Raw genomic sequence first — 22,622 nt, forward strand, 5'->3', positions numbered from 1 at the left:
GTTAGAACAGGAGAAGGTACGAAATGTTTGGCTAGTTTTGCGTATTCTTAAATCTAAGTCAATACACATGATATCAAATGAAACAATTGTAGCGTTATCTACTCCTCCCGGATCGGGAGCTATAGGCGTAATCCGCTTGTCTGGTGCTGCTGCGATTGAGATTACGAATTCCGTGTTCAGCGGGAAAAACCTGTTAAGCCAACCTACGCATACTTTACACTTCGGATTGATTAAGGATGGTGACATCGTTATCGATGAGGTGGTGGTGAGTTTGTTCGTCGGGCCGAAGTCATATACAAAGGAAAATGTGGTGGAGATTTCCTGCCATGGATCAAATTATATTATCCAGCAGATTATTAACCTGCTGATCAGGAAGGGAGCTACCGCAGCTAAACCTGGAGAGTTTACCCTTCGTGCTTTCTTAAACGGAGCGATGGATTTGTCGCAGGCAGAAGCAGTGGCTGACCTGATTTCTTCGGATTCCCAGGCGGCACATAGTGTGGCCATGAATCAGCTTCGCGGAGGTTTCAGTAATGAACTGAATGTTTTGCGTGAGCAGCTGATCCATTTTGCTTCCATGATTGAGCTGGAGCTTGATTTCTCTGAGGAGGATGTGGAGTTTGCGAACCGCGACCAGTTGCAGGAGCTGATCAATAAGATTACGCTGGTGCTGAGTAAGCTGATCCGTTCTTTTGAGTTGGGAAATGTGATTAAGGAAGGGATTAATACGGTTATTGCCGGAAGACCAAATGCCGGGAAGTCGACTTTACTGAATGCTTTGCTGAATGAGGACCGCGCTATTGTGAGTGAGATTGCAGGAACAACCAGGGATACGATTGAGGAGGTTTTAAATATCAATGGTATTAACTTCAGGCTGATTGATACGGCGGGTATACGCGAGGCTACAGATACGATTGAAGCGATAGGAGTGGAGAAGACGATGCAGAAGATTAGCCAGTCGGCCGTTTTGGTGTATGTTTTTGATGTGGTGAATCTGACGGTTACCGAGATTCAGGAGGATATTGCCAGTTTGTACCAACCGGGGATTGCTTTTGTTGCGGTTGCGAATAAGATTGATTTGACTTTTACGGATCGGCTGAAGGAGCTGGAGTTGCCATCAGATATTCAGTTTATGGCGATTTCTGCGAAGGAGAATCAGCATGTTGAAGATTTGAAGGGTTTGTTGTACGAGACTGCAGTGGGGGATAAGCTGTCGGAGAGCCATACGATGGTGACGAATATCAGGCATGTGGAAGCGTTGAGAAGGACTCAGGATTCATTGAATAGTGTGAGTGAAGGTTTGGTTAATCCGGTGACTTCGGAGTTTTTGGCGATTGATATTAAGCAGGCGCTGTATTATTTAGGGGAAATTACTGGGAAAGTGACGACGGATGATTTGCTGGAGAATATATTTAGTAAGTTTTGCATCGGCAAATAGTTCTTTAAAATTAAATAATTATCTTTGTTTATTTGTTGACGCTCGGTTCAGGTAATTTAACTAATCAATTAAAATAAGTAACCTTGGTTTATTTGTGCTGACTTATTCCATGGCAATAATCTCAATTTAAAAATGGAAGATAACCACTCATTTCAATTTTCGGATATTATTTTTTACAGTTCACCAACTGGGGGCGTTAATATTGAGGTTGTATTTAATGATGAAACATTTTGGCTTAGTCAGAAGCGTATGGCAGAACTTTTCGGTGTTGAAAGCCATACAATTAATTATCATTTAAAAGAAATTTATAAAACAGGTGAATTAGAAGAAGATTCAACTACTCGAAAAATTCGAGTAGTTCAAAAAGAAGGTACCAGGGATGTTTCCCGGGAGGTAGATTTCTATAATCTTGATGCAGTTATAGCAGTTGGATATCGTGTAAATAGCTTTCAGGCTACTCAATTTCGTATTTGGGCAACCAAGTTATTACGCGAGTTTATGATAAAGGGATTCGTTTTGGACGATGAGCGTCTTAAACAGGGGCAGAAGTTTGGGAAGGACTATTTTGATGAGCTTCTGCAACGTATTCGAGAAATACGGGCGAGTGAGCGCAGATTTTATTTGAAAATAACTGATATCTATGAGCAGTGTAGTATTGATTATAATAAAGAGGCAGAGATAACCCAGACATTTTTCAAGACCGTGCAGAATAAATTACATTATGCAATATCTGGGAAAACTGCCGCTCAAATTATAGCAGAAAGAGCAAATTCTGATCAACCTTATATGGGTTTACAAACATTTAAAAATGCTCCCGGAGGAAAAGTTTTAAAAGGCGATATTAGCATTGCAAAAAACTACCTGATAGAAAAAGAAATCAAAGATTTGGAAAGGATAGTCAGTATGTATCTCGACTATGCTGAAAATCAGGCTGCCAGACAAATACCTATGAAAATGGGCGACTGGATTAATAAATTAGATGCTTTTTTAGATTTCAATGAGTATCAGGTTCTGCAAGATGCTGGTAAAGTAAGGCATGATGTAGCTTTAAAACTTGCCGAAAAAGAATACGAAAAGTTTCGGATAGTTCAGGATCTAAATTTTATTAGCGACTTTGAGAAAAAAATCCTGAATTTACCGAAGAAATAAAACGGCCTTATTAATAGGTTGAGAATTATTTTAAATTAAATGCGCCTGAAATAGATTCATAATATTATTTGGTATTATAAGAAACCTTATAGTCAGTACAATATCTCCTGTAATGCATATGATTTATGGCATTTGCCTGGATATATTGCCCTTAAGAAATTGTGTGTTAGAAAAATAAAAATATTTTATTCTCTCCATCTTAACTACATTAAGGCCTTATTTTTGAATAAGATCTGGTTAAAACAATTAGCATGAGAAGAATGGTGATGGGAGATATTCATGGTGCATATAAAGCATTAAAACAATGCCTCCAGCAGTCGGGCTTTGATTATGAAAACGATCTGCTCATTCAGTTGGGGGATGTAGTAGATAGATATCCCGAATCTTACGAGTGCGTAGAGGAATTACTAAAGATCAAACATCTGATCATAATCAAAGGTAATCATGACGATTGGTTTGATGAATTCTCTAAAACAGAATTTCATCCTTATTTCTGGAACCATGGTGGTGAGGGCACGTTATTGTCTTATCTGGATCATGCAGGGAAAAGCGGCCGTTTATTCCGGACAGCCAGTGGATATAAAAGTGCATTGGAGTCTAAGGATATCCCGGAAAGCCATAAAGCATTCTTCAGCAATCAAAAGCCTTATTATATTGATCAGGAACAAAGATGTTTTGTACATGCCGGGTTCAATGCCAGCTTTCCTTTCCTAGCTCAAAATACTGAAGATTATTATTGGGACAGAAGTTTATGGGAAAGTGCATTCCGCAATCAAAAAAGTGGAATGCCGTTTAGCATCGAAGCTGATTTTAAGGAAATTTACATCGGTCATACACCCACTACAAAATTCAATTCTGACAAACCGCTAAATGCATTTAATATTTATAATCTCGATACCGGTGCAGGGAATTCTGGTCGTTTAACTATTATGGATATGGAGACCAAGGCTTTCTGGCAATCCGATTTGACTTCGGAACTTTATAATGAATATATAGTATAACTGATGTTACCTTATATTTTGGTTCACCGATCCATATTTCCTGATTAAAGACAAGCAATGGAGAATTCTCAATTTTTGACATTCGCTTGAACTAATGCCAAAGCGGAGGGTAGCTTAGAAAGTTTGTACCTTAATTTGTACATCGATATTTGCAAGTTGCTGCAGATCAATTGGCATTGCATTCTGCATCGTATCACTGCAAAATATCATTGCCGGAAATGGACAGGATGGGCAAAGCAGCCAATTTAAAAAAGTCCAAGATTATGCAAAGCACAGCTCTATAACCTGTCTAAAAAAGTACCGATAAATTTTATCATTTCGTCAAAATCAGGTTGACCAGAATAATACAATGCGGAAGTAGAAGCATATCGATCCTTGTAATCCGCCTTTGTTTCTTCATTCTCTAATAAAAATGCTTGATTCTTTGTGATTGGGATCACTAGATCAGCCTCTGGGAACCAAAATTTTTTGTGTTCACGATATTCATTAGTGCCAATAAATTCAATTATAGCATCTTGTTGCAATAGATTGTAGACATCATAATATTGTCGCATAAAATTCACCCTGGTTTTATCTTTCTTGCCTTCGGATTGGTCTGCCCTGTACTTAGTTGATATGGTTTGCAACTTTTCAACAAGTGCATAACCCGGGTGGTAGCAGCGTATATCCTGGGCACGGTTATCCCTTATTTTAAGCTTGGCTTTAACTGCTTTATCGTACATCCACGAACTTATTGTAAGGGGAGAGTTAGGCGTAACTTTTGCAAAACCTACTTCCAGTAATATTCCGTCCTTGATCCCCGGAACCGGATCAAATAAGGTCGGATAAATCAGTCTTATACCGGCACTCCTAAATTTTTCATCATCAAAAGCTTTATCACGAACAATCTCGGTAATTCCATCTATTTGTATATTTTGTGCAAGCCAGTCGAAAAGAATTTCTCGATTAGCGATGGCTGATTTGCTAGTAGCGCCAGGATTTTCGTTGACAGTTATTTGTGTTTCTTCGATGAATTTTTGGGGCGGACTAATATGGAGGTCAATATCTTCAGAAAAGCGTTCAATAATATTATAACCCTTAGAAAGTGATGTGCCTCCCTTTAATTCAAAACTAAGACCGCAGGAATGCAGTCCATTGAGTGATTGCATTATCCAATAGTCTTTTTCAATGAGTGCAGGTAAGATGGCCAGTTCTTCTGAGAGGGTTGAAAGAAGAACTTCAAAGTCCTTTCTTTCATGTAAATATTGTTCAGACATATTTTTTAACTGGTTTAAAGTACCTCTGCAAGTAATTTTCTGGTCTTAGGTGTTCCGTACTGGTGCAAAGCTTCCTGGAAAGATTTTGAGTCAAGGTTAGAAACCTGCTGATAAACCTTTTCCAAAACCTTCGGTTGATCTTCAGCGAGATTATTTAGGTTGTTTACCAAATCAATAAAGATAAATTCCTTTGTAGGCTTGTCAGGAAATGTATTTTTTTTCTTGAACATAAATTTTTTGGTGCCCAGTTTATATTCACCGCTTCTTACATGATTATATACTATCTTTTGATTGTACAGTTGCGTAGTTCCGAGCCCTAAACCGTTAAAATGATTGTAAGAAGTAATTAGAAACTTGTTGCTTTTCAGAAACTTTTGTATCAATTCAGCCTCTTGAGGTGGTTCTTTACCAAAAGCATTAGTTTTTGGATAATGATATATCCCTGTAGCGACCTTTTGGAGTGTCCCATCTTTTACAAGTTCTGCTACTTCGCGATCAACAGAATTTGACCACTGTTCCAGATCGGCACGTCGATATATTTTTCCACGGCGCAAATGTTTTTTCAAAGTTTCCGCTTTTGTCATATTCTTAATCCTTCCAATACAAATATAACAAATGTCTCTAGAGAAATGCATGAAATACGGTCAGATTTCATGCAATGTTGTGGTGGGTCTTATAATTTTACAGACCAATTTTGCAAACCACCCAGGTCATCCAGTTCAGGGGTTAAATCCTGAAAACAATCTCCTGTTGAATAGACATTACATCCCAAATTGTACCCTATTTTATGAAACCCATTCAGATAATTGAGGTGTCGGTTGCAAATAATTGAACCCTGCCGGACGGGGTACGTGTTCATAAAAGATTCGGTACGTCTTCGGGCAAGGTGCCATTCCGATCCGGGTTAGGTACGAGCTACGAGCCTATTTTTTTAACTAGTTATTTTCGGTGGTACCTAGCCCGTACCTGAGGCTTAGTTGAAAGGCACCTTCCCCGATCGATTCTGCTCCATGTATCCTGCAGTTCAGGGGGGATCTTTGAATCCACCTGGTTGTTTGCCAATTCACAATTCCTGCATTCTTGGAATGATACAGCCTTTTCTGGAACGAGACATGTCCTGTCACACCAGACAAATGAAGACAAACAAACACAAATGAAGACACGGATCTCTGAAAATGAAGCGATTGTAAATTATTACCGTACGTTTGACCCAACGAATCCAACCTACCGGGAGTAGAGGCGTTCAATTAACAGATTAATTCAAATTCTAAAATCTTAAAAAATGGGAATCTTAAAAATTGGAATACTAGGAAGTGTTTCAGGCTCAGTTGGGCCATTAGTGTTATGCAAGTACCGCAACAAGGAAGTGGTCAAATCAAAACCAAAAAAATCATCAAAGCCTGCGGTGCAATCGCAGATCGACCAGCGAAGCAAATTCAAATTGGTCACAGAATTTATGTCTGCCCTCGCAACAACCATCGAGGTGGGTTACAAATCTACAAATAAATCCTGCTCAGCAATGAACAGGGCAGTACGTTACCACCTTGACAATGTGGTAACCGGGGTATCACCAAACTTCGTTCTTGATTTCAGCAAGCTGAGGCTGACCAATGTGAAAAGGGCTTCGATATTTGATACTGAAGTCATTTCCATGACGGGAAGGATCCTGGAATTGACCTGGAGAGCCTCGGAGGATGCAGATGATGCGCTGAGGGCATTGCGTGATACCGATTATGCCATGATCATTTTTTATGGTGAAAACACGCAGATGTTCCTGAACCGGAGCCGCATGGCTGTAAGGGGCGATCGGAACCATTCTGTGAAATTTCATTCCAGGTTTGCCGGGGACACGATCCATGCATGGATGTTTTTCCTTTCTAAAGATGGGAAGACAGTCTCCAGAGATACCTATCTCGGCGAACATATACTTATTGCTTAGTTGCCATGGTTAAGGAATATCCCTGGAAGTCCTGGCCAGAAGCTGAACTGGCCGGACTTCTTTTACCAATAAATCTCATTTTATACATACAACTAACCGCAATGAACACCAAATTTTATCCACCTTCTAACAACCGGAGGCAGATATTTTCTTGGATAAACCTTTAAGTGTGGGTTCCTTCCCTAAGACGAAAGCTATAGCCCTAAAATTATTATGATTATATAACCTGATTACTATTTTATTTGGCCTTTTAAACTGGAATCCTGCTCAGCTTTCATCCCGGCAACATCCTTGATACCATATGCTTCAAAATACGAATTATTCGTACGTATATTATTTTTCAATTCTTCATAATAGTTTGCCGGTAGGCCTCTGGCAGCACATTCTTCCTTACTAAACTTTAAGACCTGCTTGTTATTTTCTACAGCCACTCCGTTAAGCAGGATATCTTTGATGGCATTTATCACTTTTTGCTGCTCAGACGTACGTAAGCTATCAGGAATCATGCCCAGGAATTTGTACTTGTTATTCTTAATGTCATAATAGGTAGTGTCCTTTGCCTTGACATTGTAATTGGTATAGGTAACCCCGTTGACAGTTATTTTTTTTCCCTCACCCTTGCAGGAATTCAAGAAATTTAGCGCAATAGGGCATAACAAAAATAACATCAATTGTACCCTGGTATGACCTGTAAATATTCTTTTCATATGGATCAAGTTTATGGTATAAGTCTATCAAATTATCATGAAATCCTAAATTTTTAAATCCTAAACTAGAGTTAAAAAACCATGTTCTTAAATTTTTAACTGGGAAAGCTCATTTTACACTATCAAGGAAACGAATAGCCTCTCCCAAAGCAGGAAGAGGCTATTCGTATTGTTGATCTGATCATCTATTCTCTGCACTTCCACTTGTTAATCCCCTTCACTTCTCAATTGAAACACGCCGGCATATCCCCTTAAGGAGTATATTTCCCCGGTTTAATTTGATGAGTAGACTCCTTAGGCTATTTTTTCACCAGCTCAACACGTCTGTTTTTCGCCATATTGGCTTCATTGTCATTCGCAACTAATGGTCGCTCTGCACCAAATCCAGCCGAAGTCAGCCTGTTTGCATCAATACCCCTTGAAGTTAATGATTTCAGGATCGTGTTTGCGCGTGCTGCGGAAAGGTCTTTATTGCGTTGAGCTGAACCCGCATTATCAGTATGGCCTTCAATAGCGATTTTGAGACCAGCGTTACTTTTCATCAGCGTCAGTATCTCGTCCACTACTTTCTGCCCATCAGGTTGCAGATTTGATTTGTCCGTATCGAAGTTGATATGTAAGATCGCTTTTCCATTCACATCAATATCCTTTTTCATCTGCACTGCTGTAGGTGCCTTTATGGTTTGCTCAAAGGCAGCTAACTCCACCACACCGACTTCGCCGCTGGCCGTATTGGAAAACACCTGGAACATAATTTTTCCTTTCGAATGGTTCAATGCATAAAACCTCACGGGTTCATTATAAGGGTCACCCACAATATGTTTATAGATGGCCATGTCATCATCCTTGTTTAAAAATTCTTTTTGTGCATTACTCACTTTCAGTTTACCCAATAATTTAGCGCCAATGCTAACCAGGTACTTCTCAACACTTGTGTCAAAGCCATATTGGTTCCATTCCGTACCTTCACCTTTCATACGGAATTTTAGTTTTGCGACCTTTCCCTCTGCATTATAGAAATACTGTCCATTAAATATAATCAGCTTGTTAAAATCGGACAGGTAAGAATAGCCATTTTTCGATTCATCATAACTGTCTTTTTCCTGTATGTAAAAACCTGCAGGAGCAGATAGGTAAGGGAAAGCACCAATCTCAGCAGTTGATGCTGGAATGGTGCTCCAGTCGAAATCTTTGAAGGTTTCTGTATTTGCCTTTGGATCTTCAGCCGTAGATGCCGCAGTTGCTGTAGATGTTGTTGCTACAGAGTCTGCCTCATCGCTATTTGTTTTATCGGAAGAACCGCAGCCCGTCATTGCAACTGTAAACGCCAGGGCTAAAAATATCTTTCCAGGTATAAAGTTTGTTTTCATATTGGTTTTTATCTTAAGGTAACATAAATCATTCCATTAAATGCCTAAAAATTTATACAGTAGAAAAAAATTACGTTACCGGCTTAACAATATGTTAGGTCTGTGATTGCCAACGAAAGAAACTCCCTGGTTTTATACCATAGCTTTCCCAGACGCTATAGTGCCAACCTTGTTTGTTTTCCTCTGTAGGAAATAGTTTTTGTATCTTTCAAACTTGAAACCCCTGTTGGTTTGTCTTTGCTGATTAAAGTGACTTTGAACTTTCTTGATTTGAGCATTTTGGGGAAACTGCCTTTCCTGTCTTCTATGCTGAGGGTTCCCGATACATCATCCCATTTGAACCTGATCGTAGAATAAATGCCCTTTTCATAGTTATAGTTGTCATTCTCGTCTTCGTAAAGTACAAATTCAGCATCAGCCCCGGCATAAACTCGTATTTCCAGCTGATCCCATTTTTTCTCTGTTGAGTACTGCACATCCGGCCCGAAAGGAAGGATAGAACCTGCTTTGATGTATAAAGGGACAATGTCTACAGCTGCTTCAGTATTGATCGTTTGTCCCCCGGAAATATATTCCCCTGTCCAGAAATTATACCAGTCACTTCCCTTTGGCAAATAAACTGGCCATTTCCTTGCCTGATATTGGGTAACCGGAGCGACCAAAATAGAACGTCCAAACAGGTATTCATTGCCTATTTCATGCGTTTTCTGGTCTGCAACAAAATCCATGATGAGGGGGCGCATAAATGTGCCGTTGTTTTTACTCACCTCCCAGGAGGTGCTGTAGATATAAGGCAGCAAGCTATAGCGCAATTTTATGGATTTCTCCTGTGCATCGAAGCACCATGTGCCACGATCACCAAAGTTCCAGATTTCACGGGGCAATTCCGTTCCATGGGAACGCATCATGGGACTAAAGGCACCAAACTGCATCCAGCGTACATATAGTTCCTGGAACTCTGGATTTTTGTTTCCTCCGTCTTTTTGCCAGCGTCCGGCGAAAAAGCCACCGATATCGCTGTTCCAGTTCGGTATTCCCATTAGCGTATAATTGAGGGCAGCCGGAATCTGTTTTTCAAACATGTCCCAGGTAGAGTTCACATCTCCACTCCAGGTATTGGAACCATAAAGCTGTTGCCCGATAAATCCTGATCGGGTAAGGATCACTACACGTTTCTTATCGTTACTTGCCCGCTGGTGCGTGGCAATACCCTTGTTGTGCATCAAACTATAGGCATTTTTAACGCTGAGGTAACTGCCCAGGAATGTTGGGAGCATAAAATCTGAAGCTTTTGCATTAATGTGGTCTGGTTCCGTTGAATCCAGCCACCAGCCATCATTCCCGATAGCACTGAATATCCCTTTATTTAAATAGCGCCAGTAAATGTCAAGGGCTTCTGGATTATACACATCGTAAGGTCTTGCCCCACTTTTCGGTGGCCAGGTATCGAAGTTGATGATCATTTTCTTACTGTCGAATTCCTTCCGCTGTTCCGTTTTCGGCCCAAAACCTGGCCAGGTAACTATCAGCAGTTTTGCATTTAGCTTATGGATTTCATCTGCCCATTTCTTTGGATCAGGAAACCGTTCTTTATCAAAACTCTGAGAGTTCCATGCGCTGTCCGACTTCTCGTATTCCGGCCAGTAACGCCAATCCTGGATGACCACATCCAGGGGTACCTTCAATTCACGGTATTTTTTTAATACATCCAGGCTTTCCTCCTGCGTATGGTAGCGTTCCTTGCTCTGGAAAAATCCATAAGCCCACAATGGAAGCATCGGCGCCTTTCCCGTGAGTTCGCGGACTTTTGAAATTACCCCATCCGCATTCTGCCCATACATAAAATAGTAATCTGAACAGTGGCCAATCCCCTCGAAAGACAGTTCCTGGGGATTATCATTGAATTCCGAGATGGAATAGTTATCCCACAAGACAGCATATCCCTTTACAGATAGAAAATAAGGGGAATAGGTTGACATGTTTTCATTTTGCATATGGTGGGAGGAGTTACGCCGGTTGAATTTGTTATCCAGGATTTGGCCAACCCCGTAAATTGCTTCCTGCTGATCGAGCAGAAAACCAGCCCTGACCTTGAATGAAGGGCTACCTGCATCATCCAATGGCGAAAACTGTGTGCCATAGTCTTTATCTTTGAGCAGCTCCTTACCCAATGAATCATAAAAATAGATTCCCCCGGTTTCCGTATTCACTTCTACCTGTAAAGCACTGCTTTTGAGGAGCGTGTTGCCCCCTTTTTTTTCAGAGGTAACCGATGTAGGTTTTGCCTGACTGACGACCGAAAGGCTTTTTTTAGAATAGGGTTTGCCAATGGGCGTTTTGTATACCCTGACAATATTTTCAGTATAGAATTCAATCCGGATATCCATTTGCTGCGCTGAAAATTGCAGCCCCTGCTGCGTCCGTTGGATCTGCTGTGCAGTCACCTGTAGGGTTACGAAGGATAACGCAATCGCTAAAAAAAGCCGGACTGCTTGAAGAAATTTAATGTTGCCAATCATATTTGTATTTGGTTGTGTGATGAGGCAAAAGTATCTCAGGGAGCGATTTGGAGATAACAATCCTGTTGAAAAAAACAGTAATCAGGTTGATTTTTTTGTTTTTTCGACGTATTCTGAAGGACGACAGCCGTATCTCTCCTGAAAACATTTGCTCAGATAACTAGAGCTGCTGAAGCCAACCCTTTCCGTGATCTCGGAGATATTGAGTTCTCCTTCCAGAATCAAGGCCGCTGCTTTCTCCAGGCGGACATTCCTGATGAATAGGGATGGGGATTTGTCCAGCAGGGTAATCAGTTTGCGGTAAAGGCCCGTACGGTCCATATGGAGGTCACGGCTGAGTTGTTCTACGGAATAGTTGGAGACATGGAGATTTTTCTCTACTTGCATGAGGGCCTTCGCCAGGAATGCCGATTCAGTTTGGTTTTGCCTTGTATCCGGTTCTGAATTGATGGAGTCCGGATGGGGCGTTCCCTGCTGGATTTCTTTTTCCGCCTGGAGATTGTTGCATTGGTCAATCAGGTTTCGAATTCTAAGCAGCAGGATGTCTTCGCGGTGGATGCGTTCAAGTTTTTTCCTGGTATAACGCAGGTAAAGGAATAGCATCGCAAAAACCAGTAGGAAGGAAAAGCTAATAAACAGTATGCAGGCAAGGGTAGTTTTGTACCATGGCGCATGAATGGTCAACTGTAGAACTGTGGCAGGAGCTTTCCAGTCACGATTGTTGTTGGATGACATGATCCTGAGCCTGTATTTTCCATGTGGGAGGTTGGTATAAGATTTAGTCAGGATGCCGGCAGTCGCCATATTGCCATTTTCCTCCCTGCCGTAAGTTTCTATCCAGTTTTTATCTATGCCTTCCAACTGGTACCTGTAATAAGTTTGAGAAGGATTTTGATAATTGAGGGCTGAAAATTCAAAAGTCAGGAAATTCTGATCGTGGGACAGTTCAAGGCATTGGGTGTAAGCGGTACTTTTTTGCAAAATGATGCGTCCATCGTATCGCTTCCCTATTTCGACCTTTTCTCCCCTTAAAAACAGCTTGCTGAAAACGGGTTTGAATGGTAGCCTTTTTTGTTTGAGGGTTTTCGGTTCCAGTATGCTGAATCCGTTGATGCCACCAAAATAAAGAGTACCGTTAGCGGACTCGAAAGCGGAGCCATCCGTATATTCTTCCTTCAATGTTCCTTCCTCCGGACCGAATTTGATGAAATTGATCTTTCTGTCTGGTGATGCTGCCTGAACTTTGTTGATCCCATAGCTGGTCGTTATCCAGATATTGTGGTAGCGGTCCTGAAGTAGAGCATGGATAAAATTATTGGATAATCCATCTCTGGTATAAAAAAATCGCTCAGTCTTTGTCTGGGGATCTATAACTTTTAAGCCATCTGCTGTTCCTATCCATCGGCGGTCATGAATATCGGTAAGTTCTGCCCTGTGCTCATTACTCAGGTGATCAGTCAATGTTTTTTGACGGAATTTTTCGGATATCTCCTGCGGCAGGGAAGAAGGCGTGATGGGGCCTGATAAGATATTATTCTTTGCCTTTGGATGGTACCGATAGATTTCAGATTGGCATTTGAGGTATATATTTCCGGAATGATCTTCCGCAAATGATTGCACGACAATATCCTTTGACCAGGTTTTCTGAAACTGCGATCGCCCCACATGGGTAAAGGTGTACCGTGAAGGGTGGTAATAAAGTAGTCCCTGGTTTACGGTTCCTAGCCAAAGGCCATCTTGTTTATCATAAAAGATGGTGCTGATCTCGGTATTCAGTGTAGTTCCGTCTGTTTTTTTTAATAAGGGCAGGTAGCGCTTTTTCCCGCTTCCGGAATCAATTACCCAAATGCCAGTGGCACAACTGATAGATGCCGTTCCGTCTGCATTAACGACTAAAGTGTTGAGGGTATAACTGGTCTCCAGGATTTTTCGCCAGGAGCGATCCCGGATGTCGAAAAAGAAAAAACCACCCATGCTGCCATTCCGGAGTTGATAAAATCCGTTTTTTCCTTTAACAACCAGCGAGGTGCGCCCGAATTTAACCTGTTGTGTTGCCGGATAGGCAGCAATACTGTACTGCTTTCTTTTTGTTTTTAAGTCATAACATACAACGGCTCCGGTATGGTAAAAGAGATATAAGTTATTCTTTTCTGTGGCTAAATCCTGTAACATACCCTCATGAGCTGAAATGTCTAGTGCCAGGGAATGATCTTCAAGTAGGAGTTTGCCGTCTATCAGCAGCCATAAACGTTTTCTTGCATCTACAAATACATCATTTATAGCTGTTTTAAAACCTATCTTTCTGAAATAGCTTCCTAAATCCTGGACATACTTTTCAGTACGCAAATCAACACACATCAGTTTATGGCTGTCTTTTATCCACAGGATGGAATCCCTGCTTTGGTAGATGCGGTAGAAACCATCATAAGCACTGAGAGGATAAAGTTGTCCTGCATCCTGGTGGAGATACTTAAAATGTGCGCCATCATAGATATTCAAATTGCCACTTGTTTTAAAAACCATTCTGCCATCAGGCAACTGAATGATGTAGCGTATTTGGTTGTCACTTAATCCTTGGGAAACATTGATGGCGGAAAAAACAAGATCCTGAGCTTTAGCGACTGTAAATGTGAGCAGAAAGATTGCAGTTACCCGGATTATTAGCTTCATCTATTTTGTGAATACTGGTTTATGATTTGGTCGATAAATAATGGAATACTGTCTTCAGCTTGTGTTGCAAACAGTAGGATAGCTTCCATAAACATGTTTATGAAAATTGCGCCGATCCAAAACAATCGATTGCTAATATCAGGAAAATAACTTGGTTTTTCTTTTTCAAATAATCGCAGCTGCGGGTTTTGAGGATTAGAATTTTAGGAATAAATCCGGGTTTTGGAACTTTCAAAAGCTGTGCAAAAAAATGTTGTGCTGCCAGGTAGAGGATGCTGGTTGATAGATTTATACGCATTGATCATTTGTAATGCTTTTTCAATTGAGCATCTGGCGGAATTCCAACGGGGACAGGGCCGTTTTCTTTTTAAAAAGTTTATTGAAAGACTGGGGATAGGAGAAGCCTAAACGGTAGGCGATCTGGGCAACAGTCAGGTCGGTGAGAGAAAGGTATTCCTTTGCCTTTTCAATAAGTTTATCCTGCAGGTGTTGCTGGGCACTCCTTGCGGTCAGTGAGCGTAGCATATCGCTTAGATAATGAGCAGATACATGAAGTTGTTCAGCAAGGCCTTCAACAGATGGGAGGCCTTTGTGCAAGGATTCTTCCTGGTCAAAATACGTGTCAATCAATTGTTCCATCCTGGTCAGCAGGTCGTGGTTTGCCGCTTTTCGGGTAATAAATTGTCGCTCATAAAAACGATTACTGTAGTTTAAAAGGAGGTCAATCTGAGAGAGAATGATATCCTGAGTATGCCGGTCAATGTATTGGTATTCTTCTGCGATTTTTATAAATAGCTCAGCGACATTCTGCTCTTCACGGGCTGAAAGATGGAGCGCCTCATGAACTGCATAGGAAAAGAAGCCATAGTTTTTGATCACTGTGGCGAGCGGATGTTTATATAGAAAGTCAGGGTGGAACAATAAGGCGTACCCATTTCCTGATTCCTGCTGCAGTTGGTCTTGACTGGAAATTTCAAGGGATTGGATCTGTTTTGGGGCAACAAAAGTCATCATACCTTTATCGTAATCATAATATTGCTGGCCATATTTCACTTTCGCGCGTATGTTTGTTTTTAGGGAAATGCAATAAAAGTCTAAAGCGAATGTGCCCCATAGGGCGTGCTCCTGGTACCGGATGTCCGCAACATTGATCACACTGATCAATGGGTGTAAGGGCTCAGGTAAAGAGGTCAGGCGGTGAAATTCTGAAATGGAGTTAATGATTTTCATGGTGTATAAACAATTAAAGTTACAACAGTAAAACCTCAAAGCTGAAGTTTTACTGTTTTTTCTTTTAGGCCTGGAATTGCTTTCTGATCTCCCTGCGGAATTCCTCATTTCCGATCTCAAGGCGTCTCTGGTAGAGTGCGTTGGCATCTCCACCCGCCACATAGCGGATTTGGTCTTTACCATCTGTTGCCGCCAGATAAACGACCTCTGCAATTTGTTCGGCGGTGGAGGCCGATTCCATCATGATATCGATATCTCCATATAGTTTATCCTCAAGCTGCCGGTAGGCAGGATGCGAACTGCGGTCCAGGGATCGTCCCAGAAAATCAGTAACGATTCCTCCCGGTGCGATGGTTTTGATGCCAATACCATGTAAACCCAATTCAAAGGACATGCTTTCCGACCAACCTTCTATAGCAAATTTGGTGGCATGGTAAATAGAGTGCAAAGGGAAGCCAAATAACCCGCCCATAGAGGTTGTGCTGATAAACAGACCGGATTTTTTCTCCCTGAAGTGGGGGATGAATGCTTGGGTAACACGCAATACGCCCAATAGGTTGGTATTGAGTTGTTTCATGATTTGTTCGTCAGTTAAAACTTCCAGGGCACCCATCAACCCGTAACCGGCATTATTAAAGACCACATTGATGTCGTGCTTAGCTATGGCGCTGGCTATGGTAGTTGTTATTTTTTCCGGATCGGTGACATCAAGCGGTAAAATAGTTACGCGGTCTAGCTGTGCAAGCTCGTCGCCGTTTTCCGGACTCCGCATGGTAGCGATGATGTTCCAGCCTTTCTCTTGAAATAGTTTTGCGGTGGCCTTTCCCAGTCCGCTGGATGCCCCGGTGATGAAGATTGTTTTTCTCATTTTTACAACAAATTGGATTATGGGTGTAAAGATCAGGACTCCTGCCGTCTGCAATGTTTCCAAACCGAAGGTAAGTGTATCCAAATCGTACCGATCTGTTCAAACATTCAGGGGCTGAACGTTATTGAAAGTGGCGGAGCAGGGAATGTACTCATTGTTTGCAGGTTACGGTAGGTAAACTGCAAACAAATTCCATTTCCATAGGTTATACTACAAAACACCTCATGTTATGTTATTGAACAAAGTGGAAAAAACAGCACTCTCTGGTTTTATTGGGACAAGCTTTATGACTGCGGGCAGCGCAGTGATGTCGCTTGCCGGACAGGACTTCCGCGAGCCGGAGCATTTAAGTACGATGGTTAGCCGCGTGGCTCCTTTTTTATCCAAGCGGGCAAAGGTGCTGGCAGGATGGGGTGGACACTATGCAATGGGACTTGTTTTTGCTTCCGTATATGTGGAGCTATGGGAAAGCCGGAAGATTGAACATCATCTCAAAAACGGTTTGATTCTCGGAGTTTTCAGTGGTATCATTGGTCTGTTGATATGGAAGGGAACTTTCAAAGTACATCCGCTGCCACCTTCAATGAAATATACAAATTTCTATTTACAACGTATTCCTGCACATATTGTATTCGCGGTTTTTACAACTATTGCTTATAGGATGATTAAAGAAAAGGAAGAGCGCGATATGGCCGGAAATCAATACCGGTAAGGAAAGGATGTATTCCTTTTTATCTAAGTGTCATTACCCACTTCAAACTGTAAGCCGCTTAAATACCGGTATAATCCCTGCTCACTGCTAATCAATTCTTGATGATTACCGGATTCAATTACCTGTCCTTTCTCCAGCACAATAATCGTGTCTGCCTCGCGGATGGTAGATAAGCGGTGTGCAATGATGATTGACGTACGGCCTTTCATTAATTCTTCTAGTGCTTCCTGTACCAGACGTTCCGATTCAGAGTCGAGCGAAGAGGTGGCCTCATCCAGAATCAGGATAGATGGGTTTTTCAGTAATGCACGGGCGATAGCGATGCGCTGACGTTGGCCGCCAGATAATTTTACGCCGCGTTCTCCAACTACGGTGTCGTAGGCTTCAGGGAATGAACTGATAAACTGATGGGCATTTGCCTGTTTTGCTGATTGTATGATTTCTTCTTTGGTCGCACTCAACTTGCCGTAGGCAATGTTCTCCAATATGGTACCGCCAAATAACATGACATCCTGTGGAACTATGGCTACCTGGTTCCTGATGTCAGTCAGTGAATACTCAGCGGCAGGTTTGCCGTCGAACAATATTTCGCCGCTTTGCGGATGATAAAACTGCAGGATCAATCCGGCGATGGTAGATTTTCCTGAGCCGCTGGGGCCAACGATGGCCAATTTCTGACCGGCCCTGGCATCGAAGGATACCCTGGTTAAAACTTCCATTTCGGGACGTGAAGGATAGGCGAAATTGACGTTGTTAAATGATAAGTTCCCCGCTATTTTTTGTTGCACCAGGTTATCTTTTTCATTTATGGATACTTCTTCGCCTTGTTCCGCCAATATTTCCAGTACCCTTTCGCTGGCACCTACTGTTTTTTGCAGATTTGCAAACAGCTCTGGGAAACTGCCGAGGGAACTCCCTAAGAACATAGCATAAAGAGAAAACTTCAATAGTTCGCCCAGGGTGATTTCATGCTGGCTGACCAGTACGCATCCATAGCCTACCACTGCCAGAACACCACCGAAAACACAAAGCACAATAAAGGAAACAAACATACCCCTGAATTTTGCGCCCTTAATGGCAATATTTGCCACCTCACGGATGGTGGTACTGTACCGTTTGGCTTCGAATGACTCATTGACAAAAGCTTTTACATTGCTTATGCCTAACAGGGTTTCTTCAACGATAGTATTCGATTCTGCCATCTTATCCTGGGCCTGACGTGAAATCTTTTTGATAAACCTACCGAAGTACACCGCAAAGACAATCATCAGAGGTAAAACCAGAAGCAAGGCAAACACCAGTTTTTTCGAAATGATAGCCATAAAGATAATACCGCCGATGAGTAAAACTGCTTGCCTTAACATTTCGGCAACGGTGGTGGTCAGCGTATCCTGAACCTGTGATAAATCGGCAGATATTCTGCTGTTGAGTTCCCCAACCCTGCGGTTGGAGAAAAAGTTCATTGGAAGCGTGATCAATTTGAAGTAGGTGTCCCGCCGGATGTCGGCCAATGATCTTTCTGCGACATTCACAAACCATAATATGCGAAAAAATGACACCACTGCCTGAAATACCAGGACGATAAAAGCCAATAGCAGGATGCCTTGTATGGTACCTGGTAAATAACTATTGGTATGCTTCCCTTGTGCAGTATCGATGAGCGCGCCAATAAATGAGGGAAAAGCAAGTCCGACCAAACTCGATAAAAACAGAAAGCATAAAGCTGCTATAAATTTACCGCGATAGGGTTTTAAATACGCGAGCAAACGTGACACGTGGGTTAAAGTCTCTCTGTTTATTTTTGCTTTTGATAATTCAATTCCTGAGGCGTTACCGCTGTTTAATTGTTCCCTTGCCATTATTTTTGTTTGGTACGCGGCTATTAAAACCGCAATCTGTATGAATCGATGATTTTCTGTTTCCATGACCGACGGTGTGCCAGTCCTGATCATACTAGTGAAGACGAATCAGAAGGAAAAAAACTTTAAATATTTTCAAAATATAATTGAAAAGATCAAGTCCGACTTTACAGGATAGGTTGAGCGGTCTACGGGTAGCTGCCATTGGGAGTATTGAAGCTATCATAAATACTCCGGTTGCGCTGTGTAAGCGGGATATTTATGATAGCTTCAATACTGAACAGGGGTATACTCAGCAGGTATATTGCAGTCCTCCAGCAATTTTATTTTTTGCTTTCCAGCACTTCTTCTAAAACTTTCTGAGCGGCTTTGGCTTCCTTTTTACCAACTGTTGATTTGATTACCGTTACGAATTGTTGTAGCTGATTTTTCGTTAAACCAACATGTATACATATATTCAGGTGTGATCTGAGCATGGGTTCCACTCCACCGATACTACTGAGTACCGATACGGTGATCAACTCCCTTTCAACATAGCTTAAGACATCCCGTTCAAAGATATCGGCAAAAAGATGTTCTTTGAGAAAGACTTCAATTACAGGTGCAAATGCTGCATATCCGGTTTTGGCCCCTGTTTCAGGGATACCGGTTAAAGCCTCTAATATGGCTTTTCCACGGTCGTATTTTTTACCCTCATCTTGAATAGGAGATGCTTCTGCACCCTGTTTATCGATGATACCTTTGGCCTTACGTTCATCCAGGACTGTCATGAATGTTTGTAATCCCCTTAGACTGCGTGGGAACCCGGCATAAGCATAGACTTGTATGATCGCTTCCCTGATCTGGTTGACCGTCAGACCGGCGTCTAGTCCTGCATTTAATTCCGTTGTTAACTTTGACAAATCGCCCTGGGCTGTTACCCCTGCAATACGTACAAAAGCTTGTTGGCTGATGCTTAGATCTTGATTTGCACCGGTTTGGGCATTTGCCGTAATTGAAAGTATTCCCATGAGTATGAATAGTATCGGTTTTAAGAATTTTATGCTAGTTTTTTTCATCAGTATATATTTGATTTTTAAAGGTGATGAAGTGATCATCAGCTTATTCATTGCGGTTTGTAAGCAGTAAGCTGATGATGGTTTCATTGGTAAATATTTGATTTTTAAAGGTGATGAAGCGATTTTAAAGGTAGTTATTTACCACCTGTGCTGACTAACTTAGTGAACGACAATGACCCTAATTTCCATGACCCATCCTGTTTGATATAAACTTCGGTGACCATAAAAGGATTTGTGACTTCGTTTCCACCAACAATAGCCAGCAAATCAATCCTATTCAAAAGAATGGCCGTATTATCGATGACCTCAACAGATACCTCGTGGATATCTGCTTTCTTATACCAAATACCTCCACTTTTAATGACATTGATTTCCTGCTGCTTTCCCCATGATCCCCCCATGTGGACAAACACCGATTTTTCATGAAATAACTTACCAAGGATATCTACATTCTTGTCCGACATCCATTGCCATTTTTCTTTGGAAAGTTTAATGATTTCCTGTGCTGCAGGCGAATTTTGTGCAAAGGACGATTGCATGCCCGCAATGATGAAGAATAGTCCTGTAATTAGTGCTTTCATATGGATTATTTATAAGTTGATGATGATTTCAATAGTTCAAAGAGTTATTTATCCAGGCCTTTTTCTTTTAGCCATTTTGATAATTTATCTGCTACCTGAATGTTGTTCAGGTCAGAAAATGGGAAGTGTGTATTTCCTTCGATACCAATTTCCGGCAGATGGATGACGGTGGCATCACCTCCATGTTTGTTGATAGTAGCTGCCCAGATCCTTGCCATTTCAAGTCCGGAACGCCAGTGGTCTTTATTCCAGGTCGTTGTGGACTCTTTAGCGATATTGTCACCGTAATAGATAATGATGGGCCTGCGGGTAAGTTTATTAAAATCTGATAAGGGTATCGCCACACCTTTTAATTCGCCGAAAAGACCATTTGATGGAATAGGCTGTGGAAGCTCTCCTTCGGGAAACACAAAGCCACTGTAGGGTTCATAGGCTACAACCGCTTTAATCTTATCATTTTTTATTGCTGTCAACCAACCCGGTCCGCCACCCTGTGAATGCGTAATTAAGATCCCTTCTCCAATTTTGTCGAATAGTTGGGAAAGGGCATCTGTGATTACACCGGTATCAAAAGCACCGGTATTGGGAGTCATTTGCCTGTAAAACTGTTCAAGCGAAGCTGCATCTTTTGGAAACTGTACCTTCGGAAAATAGTCTGGATAGTTGCCGATCCTGAATTGGGTGAACCAGAACTGCTCATCGGGAGTAGGGCTAATGTTTGCTGCAATGGAACTCTTTCCGGCCTCTCCGCGTCTGGGTTGGTCCAGCAGATAGACGCCAAAACCACGTCTCAGGAAAATGTTCTGAAAACCTTCTCTTCCGTCAGGTGTGGTTTCCCATGTTCTTTTTGATTGTCCCGCCCCATGGAGAAACACCAATGGGTATTTACGTGCCTTTACCGGGATTTGGTAAAAGACATAGGCATGGTCGCCATGGAAAGTTTGTCCCTGGGGCTTCAGGGCATTATCCAATGCAAATTGCCCGGCTTCGGTATGCTTTGTTCCTCCAATAGCGAAGCTGCCTTGCTGTTCAATGCTGAGGGGCTTCAGCTTAGGCTGTGCATGGAGTGCATGCGCAGTAACCAACAATATGAAGACTGCCCCTATGTACCTGATTGATTCATTTTTCATCTCATTCAATTTTATTCTGCTGTGCTGTATTCCCATCAAACCCTTACCTGACAAAGGTCTTGTTTGTGAGGGGCTAATGTGTATACCTATTACGGATTTTGCTACCAATATTACTTATTGTTATTCGCCTGCTACAGGACTTACCTGCTAATGCGTAATTTTGTTTGAGGTAATGATAAAATTAAGAAACATGAAGCAGGCATATGAATTTGATACAGTAAGCCAGTACAATGCATTCAATAACCAGGAGACCCTGCACCCTTTGGTCAGTATTATTGATTTTTCAAAAGCAAAGGAGAGGACTGGTTCCCGCATGACTTTTGGTCTTTACTGTATTTTCCTGAAGGATGTGCATTGCGGAAATTTAAAGTACGGATGCCATTCCTATGATTATGAGAAGGGGACACTGGTATTTGTTTCACCCGGACAGGTACTCGATGTAGAAAACAAAGTCGATTATTACCAGCCCATTGGCCATGGATTAATTTTTCATCCGGATTTAATTAAGGGTACCGCCCTTGCCAGGATATTGAATGAGTATAGTTTTTTCAGCTATAATACCAATGAGGCCTTACACCTCTCTGAAAAAGAGCGAAAAATTGTTTTTGATTGTTTTTCTAAAATTGAGAATGAATTGTCCCAGTCGGTCGACAAGCATAGTAAAAAATTGATTACCTCTAATATTGAATTGTTTTTGAATTACTGTGAACGTTTTTATGACCGCCAGTTCATTACCAGGGAACATGTAAATAGAGGAATACTGGAGCGGTTTGAACAGCAGTTGAACGATTATTTCGCCTCAGAAAAACCTTATCATATCGGCTTGCCTTCGGTCGCCTATTTTGCGGAGAGGTTACGCCTATCTCCGAATTATTTCGGAGACCTGATCAAAAAAGAAACCGGGAAATCTGCCCAGGATTATATCCAGAACAAGATCATTGCTATTGCAAAGGATAAAATTTATGGGAATCACAAGACCATCAGTGAGGTTGCCTATGCGCTGGGCTTTAAGTATCCACAGCATTTTAGCCGTCTATTCAAAAAACGCGCAGGTTATACACCCAATGAATACAGGAATTTAAATTGATCCAATAGGATGACGCTGTTAGCTGTGCATGGTTAACCTTCCGGGAAC

The 22,622-nt window shown here is 41.7% G+C and carries 18 protein-coding genes; 6 read left to right on the plus strand and 12 right to left on the minus strand.

Annotated features, from left to right (window positions below; genetic code table 11):
* Positions 1-67: 67 nt before the first annotated feature.
* From mnmE to ACSBL2_RS10745, 3 genes are all read left to right on the plus strand, one after another.
* Positions 68-1,438 carry a tRNA uridine-5-carboxymethylaminomethyl(34) synthesis GTPase MnmE gene (gene mnmE / locus ACSBL2_RS10735; RefSeq protein ID WP_442591690.1) on the plus strand — a complete coding sequence of 457 codons (1,371 nt, stop codon included), beginning with the start codon at positions 68-70 and terminating at the stop codon, positions 1,436-1,438.
* A gap of 132 nt (positions 1,439-1,570) precedes the next feature.
* Positions 1,571-2,587, plus strand: coding sequence for a virulence RhuM family protein (locus ACSBL2_RS10740; protein ID WP_442591691.1), 1,017 nt, complete (start codon positions 1,571-1,573; stop codon positions 2,585-2,587).
* A gap of 251 nt (positions 2,588-2,838) precedes the next feature.
* Positions 2,839-3,588, plus strand: a complete 750-nt coding sequence (locus ACSBL2_RS10745) for a metallophosphoesterase (RefSeq protein WP_442591692.1) — start codon at positions 2,839-2,841, stop codon at positions 3,586-3,588.
* Between the two features lie 278 nt (positions 3,589-3,866).
* Here ACSBL2_RS10745 and ACSBL2_RS10750 read toward each other — a convergent pair whose 3' ends face one another.
* Positions 3,867-4,844: a nucleotidyl transferase AbiEii/AbiGii toxin family protein gene (locus ACSBL2_RS10750; protein ID WP_442591693.1), complete on the minus strand. Its 978-nt coding sequence runs from the start codon at positions 4,842-4,844 to the stop codon at positions 3,867-3,869.
* A gap of 14 nt (positions 4,845-4,858) precedes the next feature.
* Positions 4,859-5,428 carry a DUF6088 family protein gene (locus tag ACSBL2_RS10755; protein ID WP_442591694.1) on the minus strand — a complete coding sequence of 190 codons (570 nt, stop codon included), beginning with the start codon at positions 5,426-5,428 and terminating at the stop codon, positions 4,859-4,861.
* A gap of 698 nt (positions 5,429-6,126) precedes the next feature.
* Here ACSBL2_RS10755 and ACSBL2_RS10760 point away from each other — a divergent pair.
* Positions 6,127-6,783, plus strand: coding sequence for a DUF6266 family protein (locus tag ACSBL2_RS10760; protein ID WP_442591695.1), 657 nt, complete (start codon positions 6,127-6,129; stop codon positions 6,781-6,783).
* Between the two features lie 233 nt (positions 6,784-7,016).
* Here the strand turns inward: ACSBL2_RS10760 and ACSBL2_RS10765 are convergent, their stop codons facing one another.
* The 6 genes from ACSBL2_RS10765 to ACSBL2_RS10790 form a co-directional block, all read right to left on the minus strand.
* Complete coding sequence (locus ACSBL2_RS10765; protein WP_442591696.1) at positions 7,017-7,490, minus strand: hypothetical protein; 474 nt, start codon at positions 7,488-7,490, stop codon at positions 7,017-7,019.
* A gap of 299 nt (positions 7,491-7,789) precedes the next feature.
* Positions 7,790-8,860, minus strand: a complete 1,071-nt coding sequence (locus tag ACSBL2_RS10770; protein WP_442591697.1) for an OmpA family protein — start codon at positions 8,858-8,860, stop codon at positions 7,790-7,792.
* Between the two features lie 155 nt (positions 8,861-9,015).
* On the minus strand, positions 9,016-11,379 hold the full coding sequence (locus ACSBL2_RS10775; RefSeq protein WP_442591698.1) for a glycoside hydrolase family 31 protein: 2,364 nt from the start codon (positions 11,377-11,379) through the stop codon (positions 9,016-9,018).
* An 81-nt stretch (positions 11,380-11,460) separates the two neighbouring features.
* The gene (locus ACSBL2_RS10780; protein WP_442591699.1) at positions 11,461-14,049 is read right to left on the minus strand and encodes a ligand-binding sensor domain-containing protein; all 2,589 of its coding nucleotides are present in this window, start codon (positions 14,047-14,049) and stop codon (positions 11,461-11,463) included.
* Between the two features lie 318 nt (positions 14,050-14,367).
* Positions 14,368-15,279, minus strand: coding sequence for a helix-turn-helix domain-containing protein (locus ACSBL2_RS10785; protein WP_442591700.1), 912 nt, complete (start codon positions 15,277-15,279; stop codon positions 14,368-14,370).
* A gap of 64 nt (positions 15,280-15,343) precedes the next feature.
* Positions 15,344-16,147 carry an SDR family oxidoreductase gene (locus tag ACSBL2_RS10790; RefSeq protein ID WP_442591701.1) on the minus strand — a complete coding sequence of 268 codons (804 nt, stop codon included), beginning with the start codon at positions 16,145-16,147 and terminating at the stop codon, positions 15,344-15,346.
* Between the two features lie 229 nt (positions 16,148-16,376).
* On the opposite strand from ACSBL2_RS10790, the gene ACSBL2_RS10795 reads away from it, so the two are divergent.
* A complete protein-coding gene (locus ACSBL2_RS10795) occupies positions 16,377-16,859 on the plus strand; it encodes a hypothetical protein (RefSeq protein ID WP_442591702.1) in 483 nt (160 codons plus the stop codon).
* 23 nt (positions 16,860-16,882) lie between these two features.
* Here the strand turns inward: ACSBL2_RS10795 and ACSBL2_RS10800 are convergent, their stop codons facing one another.
* The 4 genes from ACSBL2_RS10800 to ACSBL2_RS10815 all read right to left on the minus strand — a co-directional run bounded on the left by ACSBL2_RS10800 (position 16,883) and on the right by ACSBL2_RS10815 (position 21,487).
* Positions 16,883-18,718 (minus strand): ABC transporter ATP-binding protein, encoded by a 1,836-nt coding sequence (locus ACSBL2_RS10800; protein WP_442591703.1) that lies wholly within the window; start codon positions 18,716-18,718, stop codon positions 16,883-16,885.
* A gap of 323 nt (positions 18,719-19,041) precedes the next feature.
* A complete protein-coding gene (locus ACSBL2_RS10805; protein WP_442591704.1) occupies positions 19,042-19,728 on the minus strand; it encodes a carboxymuconolactone decarboxylase family protein in 687 nt (228 codons plus the stop codon).
* A gap of 182 nt (positions 19,729-19,910) precedes the next feature.
* Positions 19,911-20,357, minus strand: a complete 447-nt coding sequence (locus tag ACSBL2_RS10810; protein ID WP_442591705.1) for a nuclear transport factor 2 family protein — start codon at positions 20,355-20,357, stop codon at positions 19,911-19,913.
* Positions 20,358-20,401: 44 nt separating this feature from the next.
* Positions 20,402-21,487 carry an alpha/beta hydrolase gene (locus tag ACSBL2_RS10815; RefSeq protein ID WP_442591706.1) on the minus strand — a complete coding sequence of 362 codons (1,086 nt, stop codon included), beginning with the start codon at positions 21,485-21,487 and terminating at the stop codon, positions 20,402-20,404.
* 190 nt (positions 21,488-21,677) lie between these two features.
* Here ACSBL2_RS10815 and ACSBL2_RS10820 point away from each other — a divergent pair, with 190 nt between their 5' ends.
* Positions 21,678-22,574, plus strand: a complete 897-nt coding sequence (locus ACSBL2_RS10820; RefSeq protein ID WP_442591707.1) for a helix-turn-helix domain-containing protein — start codon at positions 21,678-21,680, stop codon at positions 22,572-22,574.
* Positions 22,575-22,622 lie beyond the last annotated feature (48 nt).

This window comes from Pedobacter sp. AW31-3R (assembly GCF_052180285.1).
Taxonomy (GTDB): Bacteria; Bacteroidota; Bacteroidia; order Sphingobacteriales; family Sphingobacteriaceae; genus Pedobacter.

Excerpts from the sequence above, each read along its gene's own strand:
- ACSBL2_RS10775 (WP_442591698.1), bottom strand. The coding sequence starts at position 11,379 with ATGATTGGCAACATTAAATTTCTTCAAGCAGTCCGGCTTTTTTTAGCG.
- ACSBL2_RS10740 (WP_442591691.1), top strand. The coding sequence starts at position 1,571 with ATGGAAGATAACCACTCATTTCAATTTTCGGATATTATTTTTTACAGT.
- ACSBL2_RS10810 (WP_442591705.1), bottom strand. The coding sequence starts at position 20,357 with ATGAAAGCACTAATTACAGGACTATTCTTCATCATTGCGGGCATGCAA.
- ACSBL2_RS10780 (WP_442591699.1), bottom strand. The coding sequence starts at position 14,049 with ATGAAGCTAATAATCCGGGTAACTGCAATCTTTCTGCTCACATTTACA.
- ACSBL2_RS10765 (WP_442591696.1), bottom strand. The coding sequence starts at position 7,490 with ATGAAAAGAATATTTACAGGTCATACCAGGGTACAATTGATGTTATTT.
- ACSBL2_RS10795 (WP_442591702.1), top strand. The coding sequence starts at position 16,377 with ATGTTATTGAACAAAGTGGAAAAAACAGCACTCTCTGGTTTTATTGGG.
- ACSBL2_RS10800 (WP_442591703.1), bottom strand. The coding sequence starts at position 18,718 with ATGGCAAGGGAACAATTAAACAGCGGTAACGCCTCAGGAATTGAATTA.
- ACSBL2_RS10790 (WP_442591701.1), bottom strand. The coding sequence starts at position 16,147 with ATGAGAAAAACAATCTTCATCACCGGGGCATCCAGCGGACTGGGAAAG.
- ACSBL2_RS10815 (WP_442591706.1), bottom strand. The coding sequence starts at position 21,487 with ATGAAAAATGAATCAATCAGGTACATAGGGGCAGTCTTCATATTGTTG.
- ACSBL2_RS10770 (WP_442591697.1), bottom strand. The coding sequence starts at position 8,860 with ATGAAAACAAACTTTATACCTGGAAAGATATTTTTAGCCCTGGCGTTT.
- ACSBL2_RS10755 (WP_442591694.1), bottom strand. The coding sequence starts at position 5,428 with ATGACAAAAGCGGAAACTTTGAAAAAACATTTGCGCCGTGGAAAAATA.
- mnmE (WP_442591690.1), top strand. The coding sequence starts at position 68 with ATGATATCAAATGAAACAATTGTAGCGTTATCTACTCCTCCCGGATCG.
- ACSBL2_RS10820 (WP_442591707.1), top strand. The coding sequence starts at position 21,678 with ATGAAGCAGGCATATGAATTTGATACAGTAAGCCAGTACAATGCATTC.
- ACSBL2_RS10760 (WP_442591695.1), top strand. The coding sequence starts at position 6,127 with ATGGGAATCTTAAAAATTGGAATACTAGGAAGTGTTTCAGGCTCAGTT.
- ACSBL2_RS10745 (WP_442591692.1), top strand. The coding sequence starts at position 2,839 with ATGAGAAGAATGGTGATGGGAGATATTCATGGTGCATATAAAGCATTA.
- ACSBL2_RS10805 (WP_442591704.1), bottom strand. The coding sequence starts at position 19,728 with ATGGGAATACTTTCAATTACGGCAAATGCCCAAACCGGTGCAAATCAA.
- ACSBL2_RS10785 (WP_442591700.1), bottom strand. The coding sequence starts at position 15,279 with ATGAAAATCATTAACTCCATTTCAGAATTTCACCGCCTGACCTCTTTA.
- ACSBL2_RS10750 (WP_442591693.1), bottom strand. The coding sequence starts at position 4,844 with ATGTCTGAACAATATTTACATGAAAGAAAGGACTTTGAAGTTCTTCTT.